This is a genomic window from Anaerolineales bacterium, assembly GCA_019637805.1.
In the GTDB taxonomy this organism is placed as follows: Bacteria; Chloroflexota; Anaerolineae; order Anaerolineales; family UBA11579; genus JAMCZK01.
This window is the reverse complement of record JAHBVB010000001.1, coordinates 354435-371862: the sequence shown is the minus strand read 5'-3', so window position 1 is coordinate 371862 and position 17428 is coordinate 354435. Positions and strand designations below refer to the sequence as shown.

The window sequence follows — 17428 nt, the reverse complement described above, 5'->3', positions numbered from 1 at the left end:
CGAAGCAATCTCCGAGGCGGTGAGCAGCCGAGATTGCTTCGTCGCTTTGCTGGCTGTGCCGCTTCGCTCCTCGCAATGACGATAAGCTAGCCGCTAATCGCTAACAACTGCCTACGGCACCAGCGTGATCGGAATGCTGCTCAGATGCAGCAGGCCGCCGTCGCGCGCCGACTGGGCATACACTACGATCCGGGCTGGCCCAGGCTCGCTCACGGCATAGATCAACTGTCCGCTGAATGGACCGGGCTGGCCAATATCCGGCGACTGGATCGTGGCGAAGCTCAGCGCCAGCACATTGTCTTCTGTGCCGCACAGCTCATGCGGCGCCCCCTCGCCACCGGGGCCGCACAGCGCCAGGCCCAGGTTGGATTCAAAGAAATAGTCCGAGAAGCCGCTGACTTCGATCTGCCCGCCGCTGACCTGGGCTAACGCAGCCGGCGCGGTGATGTTGATCACCTCGAAGTGGAATTCCGCCGGAATGACCTGGGCTTCGCCGCCGGGCAGCAGGGTCACTTCTGCGCTGGACAGGTGAACAATGCCGCCGTCCAGCGCGCTGGTTTCAAAGACCGAGATGCGGCCGGGCTGCTCGCTGGTGACCAGAAAGGCGATTTCGGCACTGAAGCCGCCCGGCTCGCCCATCGGCGCCTGGATCGTGGTGGGCTGCAGGGCCAGCTCTTCGCCTTCCTGGCTGTAAACGGCGATCACCAAATTTTGTTCGAAAGTCGGGCGGGATTGACCCTGCACGCTGATTGGCGAGGTCAGCCGGGATCCCGCGCCGGGCAGGGCCAGCAATATAGCTTCCAGGGCGCTTTCCGGCCCGGTCGGCACCGCGCTGGGCTCCACCGGCGGGATCGTGCCGTCCAGCGTGGGCAGGGGCGGCAGCGCAATCTCTGTGCTGGTCGGTGGGGCAGCTGGCGCCGGGGCGCAAGCTGCCAATATAAGGAAGAGCAGGGCAGAAATAGAAAGGGCTTTGATCATGCCAAAATTATGACCTATGCCGCGCCTTTTGCGGCGCGGTGGAACTGCCGGATTTGGTCCACCAGGAAGACGGAGCCGCAGACCAACACCAGCTGCCCGGGCCGCACTGCGCTCAGCGCGGCGCGCAGGGCTTGCTGCGGGTCCGGTTCGGCCCAGGTGGTGAGCCCGGCCTGCTGCAGGCGGGCGGCCAGCGCCCCGGTCGGCATAGCGCGGGCGTGCCCAGACTGTGTGGCGATGGCCGCCGCGCTGCGCTCTTGCAGCGGGGCCAGCAGCCCGGCCAGGTCTTTGTCTGCCGAGACGCCCAGTACCAGCACGAGCTCCTGCCCGGGAAAATAATCGTCCAGCGCCTGCCGCAGGGCCTGGGCGGCCCCGGGGGAGTGGGCTGCGTCCAGCACCACGGCGGGTTCATCCTGCAATAGCTCGAAGCGACCCGGCCAGCGTGCTGCGGAAAAGCCGGCCTGCACCGCGGCCCGCGGTACGCTTAGGCCGCTGGCGGCCTGCAGCGTGTGCAGGGCGGCGTAGGCCGTGGCCGCATTGCCCGCCTGGTGGCGGCCCAGCAGGCCGATCTGCAGCGGGATAGGCTCTTCGGGCTGCTCTTGTGACCAGACCCACAACTGCTGCCCGGCCAGGCTGTGCTCCCCGGTGCGGTAGCCCCATTGTTCGCCAATTTCCACCAGCAGCGCCGCCTGCTCTGCCGCGGCTTGGCGCAGCACGCGCCGCGCCTCGGCCGCCTGCCCGGCCAGCACCACCGGCACACCCGGCTTGATGATGCCGGCCTTCTCAGCCGCGATCTGCGCCAGCTGGCTGCCCAGAATGCTGGTGTGGTCGTAGTCCACCGGGGTGATCACGCTCACGCTGGGCGTCCAGGCGTTGGTCGCATCCAGCCGTCCGCCCAGTCCGGCTTCGATCACCGCCGCGTCCACCTCCTGGCGGGCGAAGTGCGCGTAGGCCAGGGCCGTAACCACCTCAAAGTGGGTCCAGTCCGCCCGGCTGCCCAGGGCGGACTGCATCCCGGCGAAGGTAGCTTCCAGTTCGGGTAGGGTCGCTACTGTGCCGTTCAGTTGGATGCCCGCCAGCGCGCCCGCCGCATGGGGCGAAGTGAACAGCCCCACACGGTAGCCGGCCGCTTGCAGCGCCGCCGCACACAGCACCGCCACGGATCCCTTGCCGTGCGTGCCGGCGATGTGCACACCGCGCAGCCCGAGTTCGGGATGCCCCAGGGCGACCAGCAGCGCATGCATGCGCTCCAGGGTGAAGTCGCTGGAGCGCATGCCGTCCTGGTTTCTTGCGGCCATATCCGGCAAACGGTCTAGAAAAGCGGTTAACACGCCCTGATTGTACGGAGAAAACCCCGTTTTCCCCTGGGCAAACAAGTTTTTAAGGTACTCGTAGGACGAATATCAAGTATCATTTCAATTAGTGCTGGGTTCCCAGCGCCAAATAATCCAAAGGAGAAGCTCCTATGCGCAATCGCCTCACCCTTTTGCTTAGCTTGCTGGCCCTGGCTGCCATTTTGCTGAGCGCATGCGGTCCCGCCCCTGTCGCGGAAACCCCCGCTCCCGAAGCACCTGTTGAAGAAGCCCCCGTAGAAGAAGTCCCCGCTGAACCCACCCACAACATTGGTACCGAAGACAACCCGATCAAGGTGTTGTTCGTGCCGTCTGTGGACACCACCGTGATTGTGACCGGCGGTGAGGTGATGGCTGCGGCTTTGGAAGAGGCCACCGGCCTGAAGTTTGAAGTGTCTGTGCCCACTTCCTATGCGGCCACCATCGAAGAGATGTGCGCCTCCCCGGACAACACCATGGGCTTCATCCCCGCCCTGGGTTATGCCATCGCCAATGACCTGTGCGGTGTGGACGTGGCCTTCAAGGCCGTCCGCTTCGGCTTCCCGGTCTACTGGGCCCAGTTCCTGGTCGCTCGCGACAGCGAATTCCAGAGCCTGGAAGACCTGGATGGCGCTTCCTGGGGCTACGGCACCCTGACTTCCACCTCTGGCTACCTCTTCCCCCTGGTTACTCTGAATGGTTTGGGTGTGACCCCGGGTGAGGCCACTGAGACTGGTGGACACAACCAGGCTGCTCAGGCTGTGTACAACGGCTCGGTCGACTTCGGCACCACCTTCTACTCCGTGCCGCTCGACCCGGATGGCAACCCCGCCTGGTCCTATGATGACTGGCTGGCTGGCCGCGTGACCCCGGACATGTACGATGTCCCCACCGACGTGCTGGACGCCTGCGGTCCCAATGAAGACGGCAGCCGCCTGGTCTGCGAAGGCTGGCGCATTGCTGACGCTCGCGCCAACATCCGCACCGAGGCTCCGGACGTCGCTCAGCAGGTTCGCATCCTGGGTCTGTCTGACGAGATCCCGAATGACACGCTGTCCTTCGGTCCTGAGTTCCCGGCTGACCTGCGCGCTCAGATCGAAGCCGCTCTGCTGGCTTTCGCTGAGACTGACGCCTGGGGCGATTCGATCGGTAACCCCGACTTCTACGATTGGTCCGGCATCTTCCCGGCCAGCGACGCGGATTACGACATCATCCGTGAGCTGTTGGCTGTGACCGGCCAGTCCCTGGACGATTTCCGCTAAACCGAACGCAAACAAACAAAAAGAGCAGGGCATTGCCCTGCTCTTTTTGTTATCCATCGCCCTTCATTTTCCTTTTATAATTTCATTCCTCAGGATCGCCACAACCCAAAGCCTGAAGACAGGAGTGCCATGCTACAAATTCGAAACCTGACCAAGGTCTACGACAGCGGGGTGGTTGCCCTCGACGATGTAAGCTTTGACATCCCAGACGGCCAGTTCCTGGCGGTCATCGGCCTTAGCGGTTCCGGTAAATCGACCTTGCTGCGCTGCATCAACCGGCTGATCGAGCCGACCAGCGGCCAGATCCTCTGGGATGGTGTCGACCTAGTCTCGCTTTCCCCTGAAGAGATGCGCCGCATGCGCCGCAAGATTGGCATGATCTTCCAGCATTTTAATTTGGTCAATCGCTCCAAGGTGCTCACCAATGTATTGGCAGGGCGGCTTGGCTACCTCAACCCGGCCTTCAGTTTGATCAATCATTTCCCCAAAGAAGATATCCAAAAAGCCATTCAACAACTCGAGCGCGTCGGCATTGCAGACAAGGCCAACGTGCGCGCCGACGAACTCTCCGGTGGCCAGCAGCAACGGGTCGGCATCGCCCGGGCCTTGATGCAAGACCCCAGCATCCTGCTGGCCGACGAGCCGGTGGCCAGCCTGGACCCGGTGCTGGCGCACAGCATCATGAAGTATCTGGAATTGATCAACCAGGAAGACAAAGTCACCGTGATCTGCTCACTGCACTTTTTGGATCTGGTGCATCGCTATTCGGATTATGTTGTGGCGCTTAACCAGGGCAAAGTCGTTTTTCAAGGGGAACCCAAGAAGATCGACGACGCCAAGTTCAAAGAAATTTACGGCAAAGACGCCGAGCGGGTAGGTTAAGGCCATGAAAGAGAAGAAATCGAACGTTTGGAAGTCGATTACGCTGGGCGTGGCCGTTTTGCTGGGTGTACTGGTCTATGCCTATGGCGCTGAGGTCACCCGGGTTAACCTGGGCGAGCTGCAGAGCGAACGCCGCCAAGAGAGCTTGGTGCGCGTGCTGCGCGCCATCTTCCGCCCCGACATCTTCCAATACGACCAAGTGGAAGACATCCGCGTGGCGCCTATCTACATCACCTGCCCGGCTGGCGGCGCCCCTGAAGTGCAGGCGGACCCCGGCGATGGCGATAGTTACATCACCGTGACGCCGGCCTGCGGCGCCCCCGGTGACGTGGTCCATGTACAAGGCTTCAACTTTGCACCGAGGGCGGAAGGCCCGCTGCGTTTCGTGCCCGGCACTGACCCGGCCAGCAATGTATCGCTGGGGCAGAACTTCGTGGAGACGGATGCGGAAGGCAGCTTCGCTACGGACTTCACCCTGCCGGCCCGCGAAAGCGATGACGTGCAGTACATCCGCGTCAGCATGCGCCAGAATGAAGGCTTGCCTTACTTCACCCAAAATGCGCGTGATACCTGGGACAAGATCGTGGAAACGGTCTATATGGCTTTGTTGGCGACCACGATTGGTACCATCCTGGCCATTCCGATCAGCTTTACCGCCGCCCGCAACCTGATGCGGCCGGTGCGCAGCCCGATCGCCAGCATTGCGCTTAACATCCTGGGTTGGGCCGCCGGCATCTATCTCGCCTATCAGTTCACTTTATGGATCGGTGACTTTACTCGATCCTATGTGACTGTGCTGCCGCTGGCCTTAGTCAGCGCGGTGCTCATCCCGGTCATCGGCAACTTTGCCATCCGCTGGGCCATCCCGGTGGAGGACGAGGTTAATCCGCCACTGGCTTTGCGGGTCACGCGCGGCGCCGTCATTTTTGCCGTGATCGCCCTGGGCATTTACGCCTTCTATGCGCTGGCTGGAGCCATGAGCAATTTAGGCCCCCAGCTGGCGGCTCGCTTCTCTAGTGTAGCCTTCCTGGGCAATTTCCTGTTCCGCCTGGGTGAGATCCTGACCCTGCTGGTGCCTACCATTGCCGCCCTGCTGGGCGGTGGGGCGCTGGGCAGCATGCTGGCCCGCATTGGCCAGCAAGCCACCGAGCGCCTGCCGAGTGGCGCGGTCAAGACCATGAACATCGTGCTGGGCGGCCTGGTGGGCGCCGTGATCTTTGGCTTGCTGGGCGCCGCGGCGGAGTGGCTGTATCAAATCGGCAATCCGGTCAGCACGCTCTGGATCCCAGCCGCCATCGGCGCTGCCGGCGGCGTGCTGCTGGCTCTGCTTACCCAGCCCAAGGACACCCTGCCGGTCGGAACGGCCCTTTACTTCGTGATCCGCACCATCCTCAACGCCCTGCGCTCCATCGAGGCCCTGGTGATGGCCATCGTGTTCGTGATCGCCGTGGGCATTGGCCCCTTCGCCGGCATGATGGCGCTGGCCTTGCATACTGTGGTCAGCCTGGCCAAGCTCTACTCCGAGCAGGTCGAGAGCATTGCGGACGGTCCCATGGAGGCGGTGCAGGCCACAGGCGCCAATCGCCTGCAGACCATCATCTACGCCGTCGTCCCGCAGATCATTCCGCCCTACATCGCTTACACACTCTACCGTTGGGATATCAATGTGCGCATGTCCACCATCATCGGTTTTGTGGGCGGCGGCGGCATCGGTTTCCTGCTGCAGCAGAATATCAACCTGCTTAACTACCGCGGCGCCAGCACGCAGATGGTGGCGATTGCCATCGTGGTGGCCACGCTGGACTACATCAGTTCGGTGGTGCGTGAGCGCTATACCTAGCCGCGGCTGAGTTTGGCTTGACGTACATCCAAACATCCCGCCCCGCAAGGGGCGGGATGTTAGAATCCCCGACCATTCACAAAGGAAGACTGCCATGACCTCTCGCCAGGAAGCTTTGGACATCGTGCACGAGTTCGTCAAGAATGAAGCTTTGGTGCGCCACATGTTGGCGGTGGAAACTGCCATGCGCCATTACGCCGGCCTGTACGGCGAAGATGTGGAGACTTGGGGGCTGGCGGGCCTGCTGCACGACTTTGATTGGGAAGTGCATCCCACGCTGGAGCAGCACCCCCAGGCGGGCGCGCCGATCTTGCGCGAACGCGGCGTCCCTGAGGAGGTGGTGCAGGCCGTGCTCAGCCACGCCAACCACACCGGCGTGCCGCGTGCCACGCGCTTGCAGAAAGCGCTGTATGCCTGCGATGAGATTACCGGGCTGATCACCGCGGTCACCCTGGTGCGTCCTTCTAAGGCGATTGCCGACGTAAAGGTCAAATCCATCAAGAACAAATGGAAAGACCGCGCCTTTGCTGCGGGGGCCAACCGCGAAGAGATTGAGGACGGCGCCCGCGAATTTGGCGTGGAGCTTTGGGAGCATGCTGGCAATGTGCTGGCCGCCATGCAGGCCAACGCCGCCGAACTGGGCCTGGAGGGCCAGCCTGCCTGACGGATCCGCCGGAAAAGTTGTCAAGTTTGATTAAAACCCCGCCCCGCGGCGATTAATATATCTTCTTGACAAAAATGGCAGCCCTAACGGTGGTCGCCGACCACTTTCGGCACAGAACTTGCTACAAGGGGGATTGGAGCCAATGCAGATGTTATACGGCAAAGGAATGTACTTGTGGATCATCCAGCGCGTGGAGCGCGGCGATCCGAATGCAATTGCGGAATTGGCGCGCCAGGCGGGGATGAGCCATGTGCTGATCAAGATCACCGATGGCGAATATACCTACAACGTAGACCGTGACACCCAATACGACCGTGTCCCGGAGTTGGTGGCCGCGCTGCGGCAGCGCGGCATCCAGCCCTGGGGCTGGCAGTACGTCTATGGCCGCAACCCGGTCAAAGAAGCCCAAATGGCCATCCAACGCGTGCGGCAGTTCAACCTGCCCGGCTTCGTGGTCAATGCAGAGATAGAGTTCAAGCAGCCCGGCATGGATGCGGTCGCCGGGCGCTACATGCAGGAATTGCGCAAGGGCTTGCCCAGCACGCCGATAGCCCTGAGCACTTTTCGCTTTCCCACCATGCACCGGCCGTTCCCTTACGAGACCTTCTTGGATTTTTGCGACCTGAATATGCCCCAGGTCTACTGGATCAAATCTTTCAACCCCGCCGAGCAGCTGCTGCGCACGGTGCGTGAGCACCAGGCCTTGCGCGTCTGGCGCCCCATCATCCCTACGGGCTGCGTGTACCCCGAGGGTACCTGGAAGCCGACCCCCAAGCAGATACAGGCCTTTATGGATAAGGCGCGTGAGTTGGAGTTGCCCGGCGTCAATTTCTGGGAATGGTATTACGCCCGCTGGGACAATTCACTGCTGTGGAATGCGGTCAAAGACTATCGCTGGGATGCCCCGGCAGTGGAAGAGAAGCCGGATATCGCCATTCGCTATATTAACGCCATGAATTCCAATGATCCGGTCAAGGTGGCGGCGCTCTACGACACCGAGGGCGTGCATGTCAGCGCCCAGCACACCCGCCAGGGACCGGAGAGCATCTTGCGCTGGTACAACGCCCTGCTGCGCGAAACGCTGCCGGGCGGTCGCTTTGAGATCACCGGCCAGTCGCAGAATGGCAATGTGCGCACCATCACCTGGTCCGCCCAATCCAGCAATGGCCGCGTGCTGGACGGCAAAGATTCATTGGGCTTGCAAAACGACCACATTGCCTATCACTACACCTATTTCACGGTGCAGAAACCCTAAGCATCCAACAAAAAAGCCCCGCACATTGTGCGGGGCTTTTTGATTCTTGTCGGCTACTCGCCGTCGTCGATCGGCTCGATCGGGGGCACATTGGGAAGCATGTCCAGCTCGGTGGCCATCAGCGGGGCCTCGACCCGGGCTTCAGGGCGCGGCTCCGGCGGTGGCAGCAGGTGGGCGTTGGCCGGGTGGCCGGTGCCCGCCGGGATCAGTTTGCCCAGGATCACGTTCTCCTTCAGGCCGGTCAGGTAATCTTCCTGGCCGGCGATGGCCGCGCCCGCCAGCACCTTGATGGTGTGCTGGAAGGAGGCTGCAGAGAGGAACGAGTCGGTGGTGAGCGAAGCTTTGGTGATACCCAGCAGCACTTCCACGAACTTGCCCGGCTCACGGCCTTCGGCGATCAGCGCTTCATTCTTCTTGCGCATGTCCAGGCGGTTGACATGGTCGCCCGGCAGGTAACCGGTGTCGCCGGGGCGGGTCACCTGCACTTTGGACATCATCTTGCGGATGATGACCTCAAAGTGCTTGTCGTGAATGTTCTGGCCCTGCGAGCGGTACACCCGCTGCACTTCGGAAAGCAGGTACATGTAGCAAGCGTCGCGGCCCTGAATGCGCAGGATGTTGTGCGGGTTCAGCGAGCCTTCGGTCAGCGCCTGGCCGGCTTCCACCTTCTCGCCGCTCTTGATCAGCATGCGCGTGGTGTTGGGCACTTCGTATTCCACGACTTCTTTCTGCTCGTAAGACACGTACACGACCCGGTCTTCTATCCGTACAATGCCGGCATTTTCGGCTTTGACGTCGTTCTCTTTGAGTGAGGCCAGCACCGCGCCGGCTTCCAGCTTCTGGCCGTCTTCCACGGCGATGCGGTAGCCCTTGGGCAGCTCGTATTCGTCGTGCACCATGGCGCTGTGCAGAATGCGGATGATGCGCATGTCGCTGAAACGCTCGGACTGCGAAACTTCCACCGTGCCGCCCAGCTCAGCCACAACCGCTTCGCCCTTCGGCGCCCGGCGGGCTTCGAACAGCTCTTCCACACGCGGCAGACCCGTGGTGATGTCGGATTCAGCGGCCACACCACCGGTGTGGAAGGTGCGCAGCGTCAGCTGCGTACCGGGTTCACCGATGGACTGCGCCGCTACGATGCCGACTGCCGCGCCGGTGTCTACCACGCGGCCGCGGCCCAGGTCCATGCCGTAGCACTTGATGCAGATGCCCTGCTCAGCTTCGCAGGTCAGCGGGGAGAAGACGTACACTTCTTCCACCGCAGAGGCGGCTACCCGGCGGGTTTCCTCGTGGCCGATGAGTTGGTTCTTCTCCACCAGCACTTCGCCGGTCTTCGGATCGACGATGTTCTGGGCGGCCACTCGGCCGGAAACGCGGTTGCTCAGCGCTTGGTCGGCCACTTTGTCTGTGCTGCGGATCCAGATACCTTCTTCAGTGCCGCAGTCATCATCGATCGTGATCACGTCCTGCGCCACGTCCACCAGGCGGCGGGTCAGGTAACCGGCATCTGCTGTACGCAGCGCCGTGTCGGCCAGACCCTTGCGGGAGCCGTGGGTGGAGATGAAGTATTCCAGCGTGGTCAGACCCTCGCGGAAGTTGGAACGGATCGGCAGCGGGATGATGCGCCCCGAGGGGTCGGCCATCATGCCGCGCATGCCGGCCAGCTGCGAAATCGAGCTGAAGCCGCCCTTGGTGGCGCCGGAGTTGGCCATGGTGGCCAGGTTGCCCAGCGGGTTCATGCGTTCGCGCACCGCCTTGGCGACCTTGTTGGTGGTCTCCTGCCAGATCTCGATCACGCGCTCGTTCTGTTCTTGCTCGGTCAGCAGGCCGCGGCGGAAGTCCTCTTCCACAGCCTCTTCGCGTTCCATGGCCGCCGCCACGATCTCGCCCTTTTCTTCCGGAATGGTAATGTCCGAAATGGCGATGGTCGTGCCGGAGCGGGTGGCGTACTTGAAGCCGATGTCCTTGACACGGTCGGCCACGCCGGTGGTGCGCTCTTCGTCGCCGGTTACTTCCAGCAGCTGGGCGATCAGGTCTTTGATCTCGCCTTTGCCCATCTTCTCATTCACGAAGCGGATCTCCGGCTCCAACACCATGTTGAAGAGCACGCGGCCCACCGTAGTGTCCAGCATGCGCGTCTCGGGCTCGGCCAGGCGGTTGCCCTGGTCGTCAAACCAGGTTTCCGCACGCAGGCGGATGGGGGTGTGTACCTTGACCTGCTGCAGCTGGTAGGCCATGTCGACTTCGTCCATCTCGGAGAAGACGCGCGGTTTCTCATCCTTGCCCAGTGCGTGCGGTTCCATGGTCAGGTAATACACACCCAGCACCATGTCCTTGGACGGGCCGATGATCGGTTCGCCGTCGGCCGGCTTCAGCAGGTTGCGGGTCGAGAGCATCAGCTCGCGCGCCTCCCACACCGCCTTGCGTGACAGCGGCACGTGCACGGCCATCTGGTCACCGTCAAAGTCGGCGTTGAAGGCCGTGGTGACCAGCGGGTGCAGCTGGATGGCGCTGCCCTCGATCAGGATCGGCTCAAAGGCCTGGATGCCCAGGCGGTGCAGCGTCGGCGCGCGGTTCAGCAATACCGGGCGCTGCTTGATGACTTCTTCCAAGACTTCGTAGACTTCCGGCCGGTTGCGGTCAATGATGCGCTTGGCGCCCTTGACGTTCAAAGTGTAGCCCTTGGCGACCAGTTCGGAGATCACGAATGGTTTGTACAGTTCCAGCGCCATCGACTTGGGCAGACCGCACTGGTACAGCTTCAGCTGCGGACCGACCACGATCACCGAACGACCGGAGTAGTCCACGCGCTTGCCCAACAGGTTGCGGCGGAAGCGGCCCTTCTTGCCTTTGAGCAGGTCGCTGAGCGACTTGAGCTCGCGGCGGCCGCGGCGCGAGAGCGCCTTGCCGCGCTGCGAGTTGTCGATCAACGAGTCGACTGCTTCTTGCAGCATGCGCTTTTCGTTGCGCACGATCACGTCCGGCGCGCCCAACTCCAACAAGCGTTTGAGGCGGTTGTTGCGGTTGATCACGCGGCGGTAAAGGTCGTTCAGGTCCGAGGTGGCGAAGCGGCCGCCATCCAACTGCACCATCGGGCGCAGGTCCGGCGGGATCACCGGCAGCACGGTCATGATCATCCACTCGGGGCGATTGCCGGAGCGGCGGAAGGACTCCACCACCCGCAGGCGGTTGGTGGCCTTGCGGCGGCGCTGCTTGCTGCGCGAGGTGCGCAGCTCGGTCCACAGCTCCTCGGCCAGCTTGTCCAGGTCAAGGCGCTCCAAAATGTCGTAGAAGGCTTCGGCGCCCATGTCGGCGCGGAAGACCTGGCCATAGCGTGTGCGCAGTTCGCGGTAGCGGTTCTCGCCCATAAAGGTCAGGTGGCGCAGCGTCTCCAGCTCTTCGCGGGCACGTACACGCTCATCCTGCTCAGGGGCGGTCTTGTCGTCCAGCGTCATGCGCAGTTGGTTCATGCCCATTTCGCTTTCGGCCTTGATGCTGGCGCGTTCCACGGCCAGGCGTTCCAGCTCTTTCTGCTTGTTCTCGGCTGCGTCTTTTTCCTGGGCTTCCAGGAAGGCTTTGACCTGGGCCTGCACTGCAGCAATGTGCTGGCTGGCCACGGTCTCGCCCGGCTGCACGATCACGGCGTCATTGCTGAACTTGATCCCGGCGCGTGATTCTTTGCCCTGCTGCTCTTGCAGCTTGGTTTCCAGTTTCTGGCCTTCTTTGATGATCGGGTCGATCTTGGCGGCCAGTTCTTCGTCGTAGCGCGTTTCGATTTCCTTGGTGCGCTTGTCCAGCTCCGCTAGCTTTTCGTCGCGCTGCTTCTTGACTTCGGCGATCTGCGAGTTGATCGAGCCGGCGTGTTCCTTCTCGGCGTCGTTGATCTCTTCGGCCAGGCGGGCCAGCGCCTTTTCACGGGCGTCTTCGTCGACATAGGTGACTACATACTGGGCGAAATACAGCACGCGGTCCAGATTGCGGCGCGAGATGTCCAGCAGCAGGCCGAGGTAGGAGGGCACCCGACGGGTGTACCAGACGTGGGCCACGGGGGCAGCCAGCGCAATGTGGCCCATGCGCTCACGGCGCACGGACGAGCGCGTGACTTCTACACCGCACTTGTCGCAGACAATACCCTTGTAGCGAATATTCTTATACTTACCGCAATAGCACTGCCAGTCACGGGTGGGGCCAAAGATGGCTTCATCGAACAGGCCGTCTTTCTCCGGACGAAGGCGGCGGTAGTTGATCGTTTCGGGTTTGAGCACTTCGCCATACGACCAGCTGCGGATGGTCTCCGGCGAGGCCAGGCTGATGCGCAGCGCGCGCAGTCCCTTGGTTTCCATAATTAGGTGGCCTCCTTATATTGATTGCGAGAATGCTGTTGTGATGACTGCTGGGCATGTGCCGCGGAAAATTGTTTGACCCCTTGGGCTGCTTTGAGTTTTCCGCGAATGGGCATAACACCACCAGGCAAAGACAAGATTTCCGAACAAACGTGCTACGAACACACACAAACAAAACAAGCACTTAGGAAGTTTTCTCCTAAGCGCTCGCTTTAGTTGGCAAGCAAGCTATTCGATTGATGCAGTAATTATATCTTGGCTGTCAAGCCTGTCAAGCTGTGCAGAGGTTAGCCGGCTGCCTGGTAGGGCGTCAGCGGCAGCTCCATGAAGAAAGTACTGCCGGAGCCCAGTTCACTTTCGGCCCAAACGCGGCCGCCGTGCCGCTCCACTACGGAGCGCACGATCACCAGGCCCGAAGACTTGCGCTCGGCGCCTGGCTTGGCCTGGAAGATCTGCGGCAGGTCCAGCGGCGCAATGCCGGATCCGTGGTCAGTGATGGCCAGGGTCAACCGATCGCCGGCATATACGTTGCTGATCTGGATCACGCTCTCACGCGGACTGAACTTGATGGCATTGTCCAGCAGATTGTGCAGGGCGCGCTGCAGCAGCGTGCGGTCTGCCCTCAGCGGCTGGGCTGTGCCGGCCGTGTGCTGCACCAGATCCAGGTTCTTTTGGCGGGCGCGTGGGGTCAGTTCGCTCAGCACGTCCTGAATCAGGGTGGCGATCGGGAAAGTTTGCAGCTCCAGGCTCTTCAAGCCGGAGACGCGCTCAATATCGGTCAAGTTGCTGGAGAGGCGGGCGATGTTCTCCAGGTTGTGCTCGATCTTGCGCAGGTAGCTGCTCTGCTGCTCGTTGAGCTGGCCCTGAGCCGCCAGCATTTGCACATAGCCCTGGGTCTGGTCCAGCGGTTCATGCAGGTCGTGGCTCAGGGTGGCCAGGAAGTCGCTGCGCGCATTTTCTGCCCGGCGCAGGCTGCTCAGGTCGCGCAAGTACACCACTTTGCCCACGCTCTGCCGGCTGTCTTGCAGTTCAGACACCGTGGCCAGGTACACCTGGCTGCCCAGCTCGATCTCGAAGCCGGCGGCGGCCTGCTCGCCCTGCGGCAGGGCCAGCAAACCCGGCAGGGCTGCCCCCAGCACCGCCTCGGCCGGCTTGTCCAGCGCCTGCAGGGCGGCGGGGTTGGCGAACAGCACTTTGTCGCTGGCGTCGGTCAGCAGCACCGGCTCGGGCACTGCATTCCAGGCGGCTTCGAAGCGCTGGCGGCCTTGTTGGGCGCTGGCGTATTGGTAGGCGTTCAGCCCGGCCTGGCCGGCCTGGTCTGCCAGGGCTTCCAGGTATTGCACCGTATTGGGGTCAAAGGTTTGGGCTTGGTCATAGGCCAGCCACAGCACGCCTAGGTATTGCTCTTTCTGGCGCAGAGCGAACGCGGCGATGGCTTGCGGCAGACCGGTCCCAGGCGCCGCCTTCAGGCGTGCCCGGGCTGGGTTGGTCAGCAGGATGCGGTCTTGCTTGGCGGACAGGTCAAAGATCTGCTTGTCCAGCCCCTGGCTGCTGCGGGCAGCCGGCCCCAGGCCGTAGCCTGAGACTTGACCGCTGTCGCTGCGTAGCACCAGGCGGGCCGCGGCGGCGCCGCTGGCCAGGGCCGCGTTCAATATCGGGTCGACATGGGTGCTGGCGTCCAAGCTGGCGCTCAGCCCCTGGCTGACCGAGAGCAACCGCCGGCTTTCATCCACGCGGTCCTTCAGCGCCAGGCGCATGCTTTCAAAAGCATCCGCCAGGCGGCCCACCTCGTCTGGCCCGGTCACCGCCAGGGGCGCCTGCAGGTCGCCCGTGGCCAGACGCTTGGCTTCGCCCATCAGTGTGTGCAGCGAACCGGTCACGGAGCGCAAACTGGTGCGCAGCAGCCAATACGCCAGCCCAGCCAGCGCCAGCAGCACCAGGCCGATCGGCAGCACCAGCTCCAGGGCCAGCTGCTGGCTGAGGCGGGCGGGCCAGTGGGCCGCCACGGCCCAGTTGCTGCCGGTCACGGGCAAATAGCTGATAAACCGGCGCGAACCATCCGGGGCGGCGTCGCTATAGTTCAGGGCCGCAGGGCCGCGCCGGTTGTTGTAAGGCTGCAGCAGGGCGCCCGGATCGGCGGCTAGCACAATGCGCCCATCGCCGTCCAGCAGGAAGCCCTGCCCGCCCAGGCTGGACAGGCTGCGCAGGCTTTGCACTGCGGGCTGGGCGAAGGGGTTGGAGGCCAGGCTGGTGCGGCCCAACAGCACGCCGCGCACCTGCCCGTTGGCGTTGCGCACCGCGGCCACGAAGGCCAATTGGGCGGCATTGCTTTGCGGGCTGTTGGCGGGCGCGCTGACCACTTGGAAGCCCAGGCCTTGGATCGCCAGGCTTACCGCCTCCAGTTCGGCCTGGCTGGGCGGCAGCTGCAGCAGATCAGCCTGCGGCAGCCCGGCCACGCTATTGCCGCCGGTGTCAAGGTAAAAGAGTTGCTCAAAATACGGCACAGCCCGCAGGTGGTTTTGCAGGATCTCCTGCGCTGCCGCGGACGAGGCGTCTGGCAGGCCGGGGTTGCCCGCCAACTGGGCGATCAGGTTTTGCCCGGTTTCCAACAGGAAGGGTACGCTGCCGGCCGTGACCTGCACGGCCGACTGCACGCGCTCGTTGAGCAGGCGTTCGGCGGCCCGGCTGGCCGACCACCAGGACAGCGCCGCTAGTGCGGCGAAGGCCAGCAGCACCACCGGGCCCAGCGTGAAGAGCAGGCGGCCCTCCAGGCTGCGCTGGTTGGGCGCCGCCTGTGGGGCGGCCGGTGTCGGGGCCAGCAGCCCGCGGGCTTGCGCCAGCTGCAGCGCCAACCCAGCCACCAGCAGCGGCAGCCCGGCCGCCAGGGTCACAGGCGCCAAAGACACCAGGGCGAAATCCAATGCGGTCACCAGGTCTGCCGAGGCCCAGAAAGTGGCGGTCAGGAGATAGAACAGCGGGTAGAGCAGGGCCAAGGCAGCGGCCGCCACCAGCGGCTGGCGCAGCCAACCGAACAAGCGGCTGCTATAGGTCTGGCTGATTGCGGCGGCAAATATAGCCGCCACCCAGGCGTGTTCCAGGGTGGTGAAGGGGCTGCGCGTGCCCCAGAAAGCCAGCAGCAACCCGGAGAGCCCGGCCAGCGCCGCGCCGGGCAGGCTGCCCAGACGGGCAACCGCCAGCACCCAGGGCAGGGCGGCCAGCAGGGGCAGCAGCGGGGCCACCGGCGGCGGTCCCAGGGCAGGAATGGGCAACAAGCCGGCGCTGGACAAGCGCAGGCCAACCAGGAGGATCGATAGCGGGGTCAGCAGCAGCAGGCCCAGCAGCCAAAACCACTCCGCCCGGTCCCAGGCGGCGCGGCGCGGCTGCCGCCACAGCCAGCGCAGCAGCAGGCCGCCCAACAGCAGCCCGGCCAACCAGGCCAGGGGGCCATTAGGCGGCAGCAAACGCTGAAAGGGAAAGCCGGCCAAAAAGTAAGTGATCATTTCTCCAAAGGTTTATACACGCCCCAGTGCTCCGGCGCCAGCAGGCTGGCGATGTGTCTCATCACCAGGTCGGCGTTGGCTTGGCGCGCCGCCCGGCGCTCTTCGCCGCGTCCCGCGATCGGCGGCAGGTTGAAGGCCGGGCCGACCCGCATGGTCAGCTGCGGGCGTTTGCCGCGCACAGCCAGCTTGAGCACTTCGTCGCTGGTGCCGCTGATGCCCACCGGCACCACCGGCACGCCGGCGCGGTCCATCAGGTAGGCCACGCCGGCCCGGGCCGGGCGCAGGCCGGGGTCGTGGCTGCGCCCGCCCTCGGGAGCAATGGCCAGCGGCCGGCCGCTCGCCAGCACCTCCAGCATGGTGTCGATCACTTTGCGGTCATACTCGCCGCGCCGCACCGGGATGGCCCCGTAGCCGCCGACGAACAGGTTGATCGCTTTACGCTGGAACACATCGGCGCCGGCCACCGCCTCGGGGAAATACGGCCAGAACGCCAGCACAAAAGGCGGCTCGAAGTTGGAGACGTGGTTGTAGGCAATGATGTAAGGTCCCTTGCGAGGCACGTTCTCCAGCCCTTCGAGGCGAACCTGGCACAAGATCCGGAACAGCAGGCGAAAGATCGGCCCGAAGATGTGGCGGAAGATCCAATTGCTCAGCGGCAACCGGTAATTGGGGCTGCTTTGCGGGTCTTCTGGCTGGCTGCGCTCGGCGACCAGCTTCAGCACCAAATCCAGCACTTCTTCACGCGGCATGCCGTCACTCTTCAGCATCACCGCGTCCTCCGCTGGCTTCAGCGGCGCCACCGCCCGGCTGGAGTCGATCTTGTCGCGCTCGATCAGCGCCGCCAGCACCTTCTCGTAATTGGCTTCCTTGCCCTGCTCCAGCAGCTCGCTGTGGCGGCGGTGGGCGCGTTCTTCCGGCGAGGCGTCCAAATAGATCTTCAGCTCAGCTTCAGGCAGCACCACGGTGCCGATGTCACGGCCGGCCATCACCACCCCGCCGCGCAGGCCAATGCGGCGCTGCTGGGCGCCGAGCGCCTGGCGCACGGCGGGCACCGCCGACACATCCGAGACGTTGACGTCCACGGCCTTGGTGCGGATCTCCCAAGTGATGTCCTCGCCATCCAGAAACACGTCGCTCAAGCGGCCGTCGGCCTTGCTGGGAGGGCGCAGGTCAATGTCGGCCTGCTCAGCCAATTCCGCCAGGGCCTGTTGGTCTTGGGTATCGATGCCCTGGCGCAGGGCGGCCAGGGTCACGGCGCGGTACATGGCCCCCGTGTCGAAGTACAGGTAGCCCAATTCCTTGGCCAGGGCCTCTGCCAGGGTGGATTTTCCCGATGCGGCTGGGCCGTCGATGGCGATGCTGAGTTTACGCGTCAT

General features: G+C 63.4%; 10 protein-coding genes. 5 read left to right on the top strand and 5 right to left on the bottom strand.

The genetic code is table 11. The features are described 5' to 3' along the window. Positions 1-111 precede the first annotated feature (111 nt). Together KF885_01720 and KF885_01715 are read right to left on the bottom strand one after the other, a co-directional pair. Complete coding sequence (locus KF885_01720; protein MBX3047873.1) at positions 112-978, bottom strand: hypothetical protein; 867 nt, start codon at positions 976-978, stop codon at positions 112-114. Between the two features lie 14 nt (positions 979-992). Further along, positions 993-2306 carry a hypothetical protein gene (locus KF885_01715; GenBank protein MBX3047872.1) on the bottom strand — a complete coding sequence of 438 codons (1314 nt, stop codon included), beginning with the start codon at positions 2304-2306 and terminating at the stop codon, positions 993-995. A gap of 134 nt (positions 2307-2440) precedes the next feature. Here KF885_01715 and KF885_01710 point away from each other — a divergent pair, with 134 nt between their 5' ends. The 5 genes from KF885_01710 (at position 2441) to KF885_01690 (ending at position 8209) form a co-directional block, all read left to right on the top strand. Beyond that, positions 2441-3568 carry a PhnD/SsuA/transferrin family substrate-binding protein gene (locus KF885_01710; GenBank protein MBX3047871.1) on the top strand — a complete coding sequence of 376 codons (1128 nt, stop codon included), beginning with the start codon at positions 2441-2443 and terminating at the stop codon, positions 3566-3568. A gap of 129 nt (positions 3569-3697) precedes the next feature. Then, on the top strand, positions 3698-4450 hold the full coding sequence (gene phnC / locus KF885_01705) for a phosphonate ABC transporter ATP-binding protein (GenBank protein MBX3047870.1): 753 nt from the start codon (positions 3698-3700) through the stop codon (positions 4448-4450). Between the two features lie 4 nt (positions 4451-4454). Beyond that, positions 4455-6290: an ABC transporter permease subunit gene (locus tag KF885_01700; GenBank protein ID MBX3047869.1), complete on the top strand. Its 1836-nt coding sequence runs from the start codon at positions 4455-4457 to the stop codon at positions 6288-6290. A gap of 94 nt (positions 6291-6384) precedes the next feature. Beyond that, positions 6385-6954 (top strand): HDIG domain-containing protein, encoded by a 570-nt coding sequence (locus tag KF885_01695; protein MBX3047868.1) that lies wholly within the window; start codon positions 6385-6387, stop codon positions 6952-6954. Positions 6955-7096: 142 nt separating this feature from the next. Then, positions 7097-8209, top strand: a complete 1113-nt coding sequence (locus KF885_01690; GenBank protein MBX3047867.1) for a nuclear transport factor 2 family protein — start codon at positions 7097-7099, stop codon at positions 8207-8209. 53 nt (positions 8210-8262) lie between these two features. Here the strand turns inward: KF885_01690 and rpoC are convergent, their stop codons facing one another. The 3 genes from rpoC to cmk form a co-directional block, all read right to left on the bottom strand. Continuing rightward, positions 8263-12552, bottom strand: a complete 4290-nt coding sequence (gene rpoC, locus KF885_01685; protein ID MBX3047866.1) for a DNA-directed RNA polymerase subunit beta' — start codon at positions 12550-12552, stop codon at positions 8263-8265. A gap of 287 nt (positions 12553-12839) precedes the next feature. Beyond that, positions 12840-16052 (bottom strand): HAMP domain-containing protein, encoded by a 3213-nt coding sequence (locus tag KF885_01680; GenBank protein ID MBX3047865.1) that lies wholly within the window; start codon positions 16050-16052, stop codon positions 12840-12842. After that, on the bottom strand, positions 16049-17428 hold the full coding sequence (cmk, locus tag KF885_01675; protein MBX3047864.1) for a (d)CMP kinase: 1380 nt from the start codon (positions 17426-17428) through the stop codon (positions 16049-16051). Before cmk ends, KF885_01680 begins: the two co-directional genes overlap by 4 nt.